Raw genomic sequence first — 13,366 nt, 5'->3', positions numbered from 1 at the left:
AATTTTACATGAAAAAAATATTTTTATCATTATATATAAATAATAGGAGTGTATTTGCATGAATATGAAAACATTTGAAATGCGTGAAAAACGATTAGCAGAACTATTAGGTGCAAAAGTATTATGGGAATTTATTAGTGCTGTAACAGAGGAAATCGAAAAGCAAGAATTAGAATCTACACCAGGTTTATTAGAAGATCTATTCATACATGTGAAAGAAACTATACAAATTCAAAATATGAATCAACCCATAATAAAAGCCCCTGTAAAAACAGAGGCTGGTAGTATAGATAAAGACACATTATTTATGGAAGCATATGTAGAATTAATAAATCATAAGTTTGTTATTTCTGAATTAGTTGTAGAGCTTTCATCTGTTCTAAAAGAATTAAATTGTTTTGTTCAATCATCTTTGCCACTGCTTCAAAATAAGCTTGATTCTCAAGAATCTCAATCTGCTTCTCTTTAGGGAACGTTTGAAGGATTTCCTTCATTTCTTTACACTCGTATATATTATTGTCTGCTTCTTCGATTAATTTATTGCGACGATTTGTGTATTCAAGTGCACCTAAAGTCGCTAATGCGCGTGTATCTAGTCCTAGGATTTCCATGCATTCATCTCCTTTCCCTCTACAATAATTCGATAGGGGAAAGGAGATTCCTTTAATGATTTGGTAGAGTTTTTATATAGTTATATAACATGCTATTTATTAGCAGGAATGTAATAGAGTTGGACTTAAAATAGGGAAAAGTATTTAAGTTACTTGTATAGATGAAATAATGGAGCGTATTTATTAAAACATGATGAAACATGTTTTAATAAATAGAAGGGGATCTTTAGGTAGGTTAAGCAGAGAAGTAAGGCATGCTGAGAAAGTAGCTATTGAATTCGAAGAAGTTAAAGTGTGAAAGGTGTCACTTATGTTAGAATATCTATTACTAATTTACTCTATATAAAAAAGCAGCTGCACAAAAGTACAGCTAGCCTTCTTCACAAATTTATATGGCCTTGATGACGAATTGGGATTGAGGTATATATAGTAATTGAGCTGCTAAGGAAGTTGTTGTGTTAGCAAAAGGATATGTTTCTTTATAAGGAAATTTACTATACACTATTTCATTAACTTCAAAAGTTGTATACAGCTTTTTTAAGATTTTTCGAGAAATTTTATTTGTACAAGCAGCAATAAAATCAAAGTCTCTTTTACTTATTTCTTGAATAGCATGTGAAAGAAGAGTAGTGACTACCCCACTTCCCATCCAATCTGGATGACAAGCGCCCATATCTAGATAGACCAATTTTTCTTTATCTAAATGAGAAAACTCAATAGATTCTGTCTCTAATGTATCTAAAAGTTGAAAAATAGGATCCATTTGTGGGCATAGTTCAGTCGCCTTATCTTTATCTATTAGTGGTTGGGTTACTTTTCTTGTTAAAAGAACCCCAACAATTTGAAAATTTTCAATTGCTACAAATGACATAGCTTGAGATACAGCTTGTTTTATCATTTCTTCGCACATTTTGTGAAAAGGAGCAAAAGGAATTTGTAAACTGCTTACAAGAGGTTCGTTATTCACAAAAGAATGTGCAAGTAAATGTGCTGCATCTTTCACGTGGTGTATATCTAGTAGCTCTATATTCATATGTTTTTCCTCTTTTCCTGATATAGTTAATAGTGATTAAAAGAATAAAAAGTTTTATTTAATTTAGTTAAATTTAATTATTAAAGCGCTAACAAATATGGTTATTAAACATATGAATAAATCTGTTTAGTAGCAATCGAAATATGTTTATAAAGAAATTCTACGATCTCATCTACACATTCAACAGTTGTATATGGAGAGATAGAAAAGAATTTTAATGTAGAAATCGGATTTCTATCATAACTGTTTATTACATCTACTACACAAGAACGAGTTGTATCACCAAAAAATACTTGATCGCGATTTTTTCCTAGGTAATTAAATAGTTCTATATTTAATCGGTTTGTATCCTCAATCTCTTTTTTTGTTGCAAGACCTATTCGTTCTTTTTTCCAATTTTCTTGGCCATCTCCATTCATATAGAAACGGAAGGTTGTAATTGGTCCATATGTAAAATCATTTGTGATTGCGACTTGAGGTAGAGCCTCACGCAACTTCTCTCTAAATAATAGATTTACACGAACATAATTTGCTAGTAATTTTTGATATCCTTCAATTCCAAAGGCTAATAGATTGATATACATCGGAATAGCACTACCAGCTCGTGAACATTCTAAAGTATAGCCTGTATGATAACTCCCATATGATCTATTACCAAGATAAGGTGTATCATCTTGTTCAATGTCCATCAGTTGTAAATCAGTATGATTTTTTACGATTAAAATACTTGAAGCATAAGGTGTTTGTCCTAATTTATGAAAATCAAAACATACACTATCAGCAAGGGACATATATTGCATTTTATCTTGTACGTATTGTAAGGCATTTTTCACATTAGGTTCAAATGAGAGTGAATTTTCTTCAAAACTATAATTATTAAAGAAACTATAGAATCCGCCCATTGCAGAATCAGCATGGATATAAATAGGTTTTAATTTATATTTCTCCTGTATTGTTTCAGCACTCTCTTTAATTTTTTTTATATCATCAATGGTAAAAGTATCTGTCGACCCCATAGTAGCTAGAATATAAAGGGGAATACCGCCATTTTCAATAACTTGTATCATTTTATTCTCTAAATCTTCTATATCCATAGAGTTTGTATAAGGATCAGTTTTCACTTTTATTAAGTGATTTGTCCCAATGCCAGTTGCTTCAGCTGACTTTAATAAACTATAATGTGCATTTTCAGAAGCAAAGCAATATACATTTTGTGGAGCGCCATGTTCTTTTGCTGATGGGAATTGTTTAGAAATTGCTAAACGTAAGCTCGAAAATACACAACCTTGTCCACCCCATGTTGTATAACCACCGCTATTATGTGGATTATAACCAATCAGTTTTGAAAGCATGGATACAACTTTTACTTCTGCTTCAGCTGCCCCTGGACCATAAACGTCCCAGACGCCATTACCATTTAAAAGTGCCATGGTTAGTATACCCAATAGTGATGGAATACTTGGTAGTGGTACAGCGTTAGACAAGTAGTATTTATTTGGATAAGGATGGCCATTCATAAATTGGTTTAGCTCTTCTATAACCTCAGACATAGTAATTCCAGCTAGTGGTATATGGCTTTGTTGAATTAAGCTATTGTAGTAACCTTCTGACTTCTCCTCACATTTACCTAAAGTAGCTCGCCCTTCATCTTTTAATCGGTCAAGATTTTTAATTATTTTCTGCATAGATTCTAATAAAAGTTGTTGTTTTTCTTCATTTCCGTCAACGCTCGGAAATAGTTTTAAAATATCTTGCATGCAGTCACTTCTCCTTGTGAAAATCTGGATTTTTATTTTACTTGGTTAAACAAAAGAGTATAATAATTTGTAATTATCCTTTCAAATATTTAGAAACGAGGAGATATTTAGAAAAAAATGTAATTCCATAGAAAATTATATGAACTATGGAATTTAAAGTAAAGAAAAATTTTTTGATTGATTTTAAAAAAAGTAATTGTGAGATAATGAAGTTTCTAAAAATATATCTGAATTAATTGTTTATTTAATTTGTATGTTGTCTAACATGTATTCAACTAGTGTAGTAGATATTTTAATATAATGTAGAACTATTATAAGGTAGTTGAATATAAGGGCTTAACTACCTTATAAACTGTAGATATTGTTGGGAAAAGATAAAAAAATAGGGTGGAAGTGTTAAAGATATGTTCTAGAGGAGAAGAAGTAGTAGTATGGATTTGGTAGTAAAATCAGCATGATTTTTTTGGAAGAATAATTATTCGATCAAAGTTTTTTAATGAATTCAATTTCATTATCTAATAATAATGGGCGAGTTAAATGTGAAGAGTTTTCTTCAACCTGATTAGAATTTTTTGCACCAGGAATAGCAACTGAATCGGCTGGATGGCTTAAAACATACCGCAAGGCAATTTGCGTGAGACTTCGATTTGATCGTATAAGTGAACGTAATTTCTCTACTTTATTTAAGCTTATCTTTAAACCAATTTTCTTTTGGGCAATCTTTTCTTAAATCGTCGCCTGGAAATTGAGTTTCATGATTAAATTTCCCAGTTAAAATCCCCATCTTAAGTGGACCTCTAATCACAGCACCTAAATTATGTTTTTCAATATAAGGAAGGATGTCTTTTTCAGGTTCTTTATAAATCTTAATTATTTGAGTACATAAAATATAAGAATGTATAGCGGGGAATTAAAAATGAAAAAGAACCTGTTTTCTATAGAAAACAGGTTCTTTTTCTGGAAAGATAACGAAATTTAGTAGAATATTTTCCTGTATATTATCATTATTAGGTCTTAATTCCATACGTTTTGAACTACTCGCCACTTTTCAAAGCTTGAAGTGGGAGCTTCTCGTCTCCCTGGGCGTTACTTTGGGGGGGTTCAACACTAGATGTCCAACGCTTGGATGCTCTCTTGGTACGGTTGATATTTTACGCAAGAACCGAATGGCTTGGTTTTCACACTCTATTTTCTTCCTGAAACCTCATATATCAAGTTATCAAAGAACTTCATATAGCTAGTTTATCAAAAGTTTTTGGCTATGCCAAACCGAAATTCATCTCCCATCTACCGTTGGGCTAGCTCCCTTCACACGCTTGAGGAAGGAGAATTCTTTCGTTAAATGTAAAATAATATAAACCTATAACTAAATAATGTGTTGCTTTTAATTTGGTAGAATAGCGAGGATCAAGAGAATTGATTATATACAATTTTTGGAAGAAATGAAATTGAGAATTGAATATACTTTCAATCTTATCTTTTTTATTTTTAACATGTTGTGCAATTCAAAATTGATACATAAAGTCTTACAGAGGCTTATACGCATCGTAAATTCTGTAAGATAAATTAAATATATTAAAATAATTTCGTGATTAAACTTATTTGGTGATGCCTTATATAATAAAAAAAGAGTTAATTAGTCCTTTTTATGGTAAAATATTCTTGGGGGTATATCTTCTATAAATCTGATTTCTATTTTAAAAAATTAATAATTTATCTAAAACAGTATTAGATAGATTATCAATCTTATGAAATAGGTTTATGTATATAAGTGAAGTGACAGGACTATTATGAATTGATGAACAGGCAATCACTTAAAGTTTTTTCTTAGAAATTTTAACTTAACAAGTTTCATTACAATTCTCAAGTGTCATCTCAGGTATTAAAAGAACTATTTTAATTAATAATCAGCAATGATGGTAACAAATCTATGAAATACAAAATATCAGTTGGAAAAATGGTACTTAAATTTTAGCCAGTTAAATAATATATATGTTTATTATTAATATATTTTTATAATAAATTATCTTATTATTTTATTTTTTTAGATATTTTTTAAAAATACGTCTTTTTTTTTTGAATATTTGATGGTATATTATTTCCAGACAATGTTGTGGTAAATTATTGAATTTATAACATCATTTTCAAAAAAACAAAAAGGTAGGTATTGAAATGGAAACTGAAAAATATTTACAAGTTGTAGAAGATGAAGAGATTGAACAATTAGTTGGTGGTGCGGGACCTGGTTGGGTTGAAACTTTAACTAAAGATTGTCCTTGGAATGTGCCTGTGGCATGCGTCACGATTATGGGACAAAGAATTTGTAAAAAATGCTACTAATAGTTAAAGAGAGTAAGGCGAAAGGCCTTACTCTCTTTAATGAGAATGAATTTTTAACTGTTTCTCCTACCTATAAAAAGAAGAGGTTATTATGAAAAATAATTCACATGGAATTTTGAATACAATAGATAATGGATCACATTCTTTAGTAACAAAAGAATACCTAGAAAAAAATTTTGTTATCTTTTTAGAGGATTTTTCATGTAATGATGTCATTAAGAATGACGAAAACTATAACTTTCAAAAAATAATACAAACATATGTAGTATTCTTTAAAAATATGATAATAAATAAAATTGATTTTTTTGGTAATGTTGAGAGGGTTTCTGAATCGATAATGTTTGATTTAGAAAAAAGACTATACCAAGTATTAAGGCCATCCTTAATTGTATACATAAATAAACTTAGAGTAGAAAATGCTTTAATAGGAATGGATACCAATGAAGAATATAAGTATTTTACAAAGAATTTCTTTCATTTAAAAAATTTTCATATGAATTTTTTTAAAATGTTACCTGTATTAAACGAAAAAATTTTTACAATAATTGAAAATGAAATAAATTATATGATTTGGTTACAAGGAGCTCTTGAAAAAGATCAAAAAGAAATTCATAAAATGTCGGGTTTTAATATTATGCATGTAGAAAAAATTATTAACCTAGGTGACTATCATAATAATGGAAAGAGAACAATACTTTTAGAAGATAAATTTAATAATAAGGTAATTTTAAAACCAGTCGATTTGAAAAATTCTATCTTATATCATAGTTTAATTAATCAACTGAATAAGGATTTAAATACAGATATCTTTATTCCGCAAGTAGTTAATAAAAGAAATTATGGATATATGCAATACATTAATCATGAATCATGTGAATCTAATGAGCAAATTAAAGATTATTATTATAATTTAGGTGTAGTGCTTTCTGTAATGTATTTGATTAATGGAAGTGACATACATAATGAAAATATCATAGCTAAACAATCCTCACCAGTCATAATTGATTTTGAGACATTAGGAAGTACATTAAATCAAAGTATTACTGAAGAAACCAGTAGTTTTATATTATCTAATTCAGTATTAAATTCTAGAATGCTACCTATAAGGTTTAGTGGAGGTAGAGAGGTAATAAGAGATTACAGTGCAATTGGGAGAGTAATGAAGACTTTGGTAAAAACAATTAAAATAAAAAATGAATTTACATCGAATCCAATTGAAATAAGAGAAGAGACAATAGTAGAAGATACAGTTCAGAATTTACCGTTTTTTAACGATGATATATACGAGTATGATAATTATATAAATGATATTATTAAAGGTTTTGAGAATGCATATAATTCAGTTTTAAAAAATAAAGAGGAATATATGCATATATTGAAAAAAAGTGTTTCTAAATGGAATTATCGAAAAGTATATCGAAATACAAAAGTCTATACTCTTTTATTAGAGAGACTAAATGTTCCGGATTTATTAGAGAATAAATTAAAGACTATAAAGTATTTGCGGAATATTCTTGAAAAAAACATATACTTGGCTACTAGGAAAGATATTATTCAAAAAGAGATAGAGGCACTATTATCCTATGATGTTCCATATTTCTTTAATAAGTATGAATGGGAGTCTTGCGAAAGTTTATCAAGTAATGAAATAGATTTAGAAATGAAATTTAAAAAAATTTCATATGCTGACTTTTTATTACAAAGAAAAATTATAGAAATATCCCTTTCTAATCAAAATGATAATCTATATAAGCTGAATACAGTAAAGGAAACAATTAATTTTCGAACTAATTTACCTACAAATAAAATAAAAGAAGCAATTACAGGGAAAATTCTTGATGGCAGTTATATATCAAAAGACGGTGATGTAGATTTTATTGCATTAAAAACAAATTGGCAAGGGGAGCTTGAGATAAACCATTTGAATAGTGGGATATATGATGGATTATTGGGAATAAGTTCATTACTGAGAAATAATGCTGATCCTAATCAGATTGAAATTATAAATAAACTCGAACAAAAAGCCTTGCAAGAAATATTAAACAAAAATAAAAATAATTATGGTTTTGTAAATGGTGTTAATGCCATTATTTCTTACTATTTAACAAATTTACCGCATATAACCTCTATCGATGAAAGGGTGATATTGCAAATATTTATGGATATCAACTCCGATATTGAAAAAAATAAATATAACGATAAGCATTTTGATATATTAGGGGGTTCGGCTGGTCTAATTTTAACGGCAGTTAAGTTCTATCAAATTAATCCTAAGTATAAAATATTGCTTAAAGTGGCTGAAAATCTCGGTGACTACATTGTCAATAATATGCAAACACATGATGAATTTGTATATTGGAAAGCTCACGATACTCTAAATTTAGAAGATTCATTAAAGGGGTTTGTTCATGGATTATCAGGACAACTTCTCGCATTTTATAAGTTAAAAGACATATTAAAAACCAATAAGTACGATAGAGTAATACATGGTATACATAAAAGTGAGAAAATGAGTATGAGTGAATATGAGTATACAGATAGCTGGTGTAAAGGGTTTAGTGGAATGGGAATATCAAGAATTAAAATTTTAGAATCATATCAAAATGAAGATATACAATCAGATTTAATCTTTTTTAAAAAACAAATCTTAAGTACATTACATGAAAATAGTGATTATTGTTTATGTCATGGTTTAATGGGGAAACTAGACTTTTTATTGGAGTTAGAAAATAGAGGTATGCTAGAGAGAAATGAAAAACAAATTGTTATGAAAGTAACAAATAACTTTTTGGATAATTTTGATATAGAAGATTTTAATCCCCATAAAATCGCATTATTTACAGGTTTAGGAAGTGTTTTGTATTTTTTACAAAGGTTAGAGAATAATAAACTAAATAGCATTTTATACTTTAATGCCTAGAATAGGTGATAAATATGTTAAGAAAGAAAATTAAGTTTATACCGCAAATGACATCTTTTGATTGTGGGCCTAGTTGTCTAGCGATGATTATGCATTATTACGGTTTAACAGTACAAGCTTCGGAAATTAGAAATAGTAAAATCATTAATAAAAAATCGGCATGGAGTTTGTTGGATATTAAAAAAGTTAGTGAATCGTATGGACTCTCTGCAACTGCATATCGGATCGAAAATATAACTGATTTACAAAGAATACAAAAGCCGATGATAGCATTTTGGGGCTTTAATCACTTTGTAATTATTGAAAGGGTTAAAGAAAATAAATTTTATATTGTAGATCCTAAGGCAGGGCCAATGGTAATCGATATAAGAAGTTTTGAAGAAATGTTCTGTGACTACATCTTATTAATAGAAAACAAAGAAGATATACAGCCAAATACTAAAAGGCGTGAAAAACATATACTACTTAGATATATTGATCATTTTGTATCTCCTAGCCAGATTATTTTACTAGCACTATTAGCATTGTTAGCACAAATCTCAATTCTTGCTTTCCCCTTTATTTTGAAAAAATTTATGGATATTTTGAATGCTTCAAAGGAAGTGGATGTAAGATACCTTTTAATTATATTGGGAAGTTTAATCGTTGTTATAGGGATAAAATCTATAACTTCAATTATAAAAGTAAAATTTCAAAAAGAAATTGATAGAAAAAGTACAACAAAAGTTTTTGAGCATATGTTTAATACCCCCATAGAAAAGATTACTACACGTCATGCAGGGGATTTAAATGTAAGAATCATGAGCCTAGAATCAATACGAGGATATATTTTAGAGGATCTAATTGAAATGATTATATCAATAGTAGTGATCATTCCATTATTGATGTATCTATTATATACTGAGACTTTTTATACTTTAATATTGATATTTTTTATTGCTAGTTCCCTATTTATCAATATTTCCTTAGGGAAATTTATATATAATGCTAATTTAGTCGAAACGTATTACCTAGGAGAACATAGAGGGAAAATTAATGAATCATTAAAAGCGATGTATTTTGTAAAGGCTACTGGGATTTTTTCTAGAATTAAATCTGTATGGCAAAAAGATTATAATAAATACCTAGATACGGTACATAAACGAGCGCTAAAACAAAATGCTTTAGAATCATTTAATAGTTCCCTATCAACAATATTTATTATCATAATGCTTGCTGTAGGATTTTATAATTTTAGTAAAGGAGAAGAGGATTTAAGTAATATTTTCTTCTTTATTGCTATATCTAGTATTATATTTTCTCCGGTTTCAACAATTATAGGATCAATTTTAAATTGGAATTCAGTTAAACCACTTTTATTAAGAACTTTAGACATCTTGGAAGAGGAACTAGAAAAAGATGGATCGGATACTAAAGTAAACATTCTTAGAGGCTCAATTCAATTCAATAATATCTCATTTAGTTTTGATGACAAAAAAATAATAGAAAATTTAAGTTTGAACATTAAAAATAACGAAAGTATTGCCATTGTTGGAGAAAGTGGCAGTGGTAAGTCCACTTTGGCTAACTTATTATTAAAATTGCATACTCCCGATAAGGGGAATATATTAATAGACGATAGAGATATTAAAGATTGGAACAGTGAGGAACTAAGAAAAAAGGTAGGACTAATGACTCAGGATGGAGTTTTATTTAGAGGAAGTCTATCTGAGAATTTATCTTACTTTAATATAAATTATGACCCTTCAAATATCCAGAATGCTATAGATAAATTAAATCTAAGTAATTATATTCAATTTCAAAGTATAAATGATATTTTTATCTCTGAGGGAGGAACAAATTTCTCCGGTGGTCAAAGACAAAGGTTAGCTATGTTACGTCTTTTCATGAAAGAATATCCGATTCTTATCTTAGATGAACCAACTAACCATTTAGATAGAGAAACGGCAAATGCTGTTATTGAAAATATATTTGCCATACCATCCACTAAGATTATTATCACTCATGATGAAAATATTTTAGAGCGTGTAGATAGAGTCTATGAACTTACTGATAAAAAATTAGAACAACGAGAAATATTTTCTAAATCCAAATTGCAAACATCAGGTAAAGGATAAATAGAATATCTAATAAATCCAGAATTTAATAGATACTTACTTTTATTTCGTAATGAGAAAGTGAGGAACAAAATGAAATTAGCAATTCAAACTAAAAATTTAACAAAGTCTTTTGACAATCAATCCATTGTAAGGAATTTAAACTTATCTGTTCCTGAAGGAAGTTTATATGCTTTTATTGGACCAAATGGTGCAGGGAAAACAACAACAATGCGAATGCTATTAGGATTAATTCCATTAGATAAAGGATCGATATTATTTAATAATAAAGATATCAAAGAATGGAAAGAAGAATTATTTGAAAATGTGGGTTGTTTTATTGATTCACCTACCTATTATCCTAATTTGACAGCATATGAAAATTTAGCCTATGTACAAAAAATGATTAATAAGCCTTTAGATGAAATAGATAGAGTATTAAAAACTACAGGAATATATAAAGCAAAAGATAAAAAAGTTAAAGATTTTTCTTTAGGAATGAAACAAAGGCTAGGTATTTCCTTTGCTATTCTTAATGATCCTAAAATACTAATTCTTGATGAGCCGACAAATGGATTAGACCCAGAGGGAGTACACGAGATAAGGCGTTTATTACTTCATTTAGTAAAAAATGAGGGGAAGACAATATTTATTTCTAGTCATAATTTAGCTGAAATTGAAATGATAGCAGATCACATAGCATTACTACATAAGGGTACCATACTCTATGAAGGGAATTTAAACAGTATTATTACTTCTAGAGAATATATTGTTCATGTTAATGACACTACTGCCACAGAAAGGATTTTAAATACAGAGGGTATACCTTATAGCATAGAAAAAGAAGGGGTATTCAAACTAATAATAGATCAAGATAGTGTTCCTAATTTAACCAGAATATTAATTAAAAATGATATAGATATTTTTGAAGTTAGCCCTAAAAAGCTAACATTAGAGGAAGTATTTTTAACTTTAACTAAACAAAAGGAGTTACTCTAATAATGCAATTTATCTTTAAAAGTGTGAATAGTGAGATGAGGAAAATTGGTGGGAGAAAATTATTATTATATTCTTTGTTTTTTTCATTATTATCAAGCTTTTTGTGTATAAGTTATTTTATTTTTAACAAGAATAATCCTGACATGTTTCAATCTACAAATCTTATAGCAATTACAGTAAACTTTAATACACTAACGTTAAGCATTTTTTCTGCTTGTATGTGGTATCTTATCATTTCTTCTGAAAATAAATATGGCACTTGGGCCATTATTTATACAAAGCCAATTTCAAAATTAAAATTATTGGTATCTAAAAATTTATTGTTTATACTGTTCTATTTGATTTTTAATATTTTAAATTTTTCGGTTATGGGTATCTATATTTTTATAAATGGATATGAAATATCCATACTTTATTTTTTAAAAATGTTTATACTTTGTACCATTCTATCTTTAGCAATACCATATTCTCAATTGCTTTTTCATTTAATTATAAAAAAGGGAATTCTTGCGGCGTCCTTGTCAGTTATTTGGATTTTTTTTAGCGTAACATATGGATTATTCCCTGCAATATTCACAAAGACATTTCCAATATTTTATGCATTGAATATAGTAAGTGACGTAATGATTAAAGAAACAACTATTTTATTATATCTTGCAAGTTCTTCAATATATATTTTAGGAATTATGTTATTGACTGTGAGTTTTAAATATTATACATATGAATAATAAAGGGTGAAACAAGTGGGTATTTTAGGTGAATATAAAAAAAGTCTTCATAATGGATTGTATATCCTGTTACTAGTATTTCTGTTGATACCAATTAGTTTTCAAGTTTTTCTAACTGTATCGGCTCAATTAAAAGATGGCGTTGCCATGCATATAGCGATTCTGAGCCTTTTTTGTAGGTTATTTTTACCTATTGCGATAGGTCTATTAGTGTCATTTTCTTTTGTAAATGAATTCAGAAGAAAAGGATATATGTCTGCTATTTATCATGGGATCACTTTAAAAACTATATTAAGTAATAAGTTTTTCTTTTGCTTAATAATTACTTTTTGTTATTTAATATGTGCTTTAATCATAACTAGTATACCTATAGTATTAACGGTTGATAATCTAGGGACTGTTTATCAAAGTTTAAGTTTTTCTATACTTTTTCTGGTAATTAGCTCTTTAATTATTGTGAATCTACATTTTTTAATAAATATAATATTTTATAAAATCCCGTTACTTTCATTATTAGTAGGGGTTATAGGTGGACTTGGTAGCTTTTTTATCTCTCATACAAACTATTGGATACTATTCCCTTGGTCATATCCAATTATGAGTCTTTATTTTGATAGCATTGGAACAAAACAATTGTATATTATTCTCATTGTATATCTATTATCATTACTAAGTTGTATATTTATGTTTTCTACTTTATATAATAAAAAATCAATGAGATGGAATTAAAGTTAAAATGGGGAGAGTAGCATTAATAATATTAAAACATGTTGTAGTTACTACAACATGGGTCTCGATACGTTAAGTCGAGGCTGATCAAGTGCTATTGAATTCTAAGAAGCTAAAGTATGAAAGATGTCACTTATGGTCGTTCGAATATCT

9 protein-coding genes and 1 pseudogene are annotated in these 13,366 nt (G+C 28.4%); 7 read left to right on the top strand and 3 right to left on the bottom strand.

The window, feature by feature from the left end:
• Positions 1–58: 58 nt before the first annotated feature.
• On the top strand, positions 59–469 hold the full coding sequence (locus DET63_RS17595; protein ID WP_113937328.1) for a hypothetical protein: 411 nt from the start codon (positions 59–61) through the stop codon (positions 467–469).
• 530 nt (positions 470–999) lie between these two features.
• Here DET63_RS17595 and DET63_RS17585 read toward each other — a convergent pair.
• The 3 genes and pseudogenes from DET63_RS17585 to DET63_RS17575 form a co-directional block, all read right to left on the bottom strand.
• Positions 1,000–1,644, bottom strand: a complete 645-nt coding sequence (locus DET63_RS17585; protein ID WP_113937327.1) for a GNAT family N-acetyltransferase — start codon at positions 1,642–1,644, stop codon at positions 1,000–1,002.
• 104 nt (positions 1,645–1,748) lie between these two features.
• Positions 1,749–3,401 (bottom strand): pyridoxal phosphate-dependent decarboxylase family protein, encoded by a 1,653-nt coding sequence (locus DET63_RS17580; RefSeq protein WP_113937326.1) that lies wholly within the window; start codon positions 3,399–3,401, stop codon positions 1,749–1,751.
• Positions 3,402–3,884: 483 nt separating this feature from the next.
• Positions 3,885–4,260: pseudogene (locus tag DET63_RS17575) on the bottom strand (aldo/keto reductase); the annotation flags it as partial.
• Between the two features lie 1,313 nt (positions 4,261–5,573).
• Here DET63_RS17575 and DET63_RS17570 point away from each other — a divergent pair.
• From DET63_RS17570 to DET63_RS17545, 6 genes are all read left to right on the top strand, one after another.
• Complete coding sequence (locus DET63_RS17570) at positions 5,574–5,741, top strand: type A2 lanthipeptide (protein ID WP_016090584.1); 168 nt, start codon at positions 5,574–5,576, stop codon at positions 5,739–5,741.
• A 91-nt stretch (positions 5,742–5,832) separates the two neighbouring features.
• A complete protein-coding gene (lanM, locus tag DET63_RS17565) occupies positions 5,833–8,661 on the top strand; it encodes a type 2 lanthipeptide synthetase LanM (protein ID WP_113937325.1) in 2,829 nt (942 codons plus the stop codon).
• Positions 8,662–8,675: 14 nt separating this feature from the next.
• Positions 8,676–10,778: a peptidase domain-containing ABC transporter gene (locus DET63_RS17560; protein ID WP_113937324.1), complete on the top strand. Its 2,103-nt coding sequence runs from the start codon at positions 8,676–8,678 to the stop codon at positions 10,776–10,778.
• Positions 10,779–10,850: 72 nt separating this feature from the next.
• A complete protein-coding gene (locus DET63_RS17555) occupies positions 10,851–11,756 on the top strand; it encodes an ABC transporter ATP-binding protein (protein WP_078205483.1) in 906 nt (301 codons plus the stop codon).
• 2 nt (positions 11,757–11,758) lie between these two features.
• Positions 11,759–12,484, top strand: coding sequence for an ABC transporter permease (locus tag DET63_RS17550; RefSeq protein WP_002016820.1), 726 nt, complete (start codon positions 11,759–11,761; stop codon positions 12,482–12,484).
• A 15-nt stretch (positions 12,485–12,499) separates the two neighbouring features.
• A complete protein-coding gene (locus DET63_RS17545; RefSeq protein WP_033729679.1) occupies positions 12,500–13,213 on the top strand; it encodes an ABC-2 family transporter permease in 714 nt (237 codons plus the stop codon).
• Positions 13,214–13,366 lie beyond the last annotated feature (153 nt).

Origin of the sequence: Bacillus sp. DB-2, assembly GCF_003315125.1 — a bacterium.
Classification (GTDB): domain Bacteria; phylum Bacillota; class Bacilli; order Bacillales; family Bacillaceae_G; genus Bacillus_A; species Bacillus_A mycoides.
The sequence above is the reverse complement of the archived record's forward strand: the minus strand, read 5'-3'. Positions and strand labels throughout refer to the sequence as shown.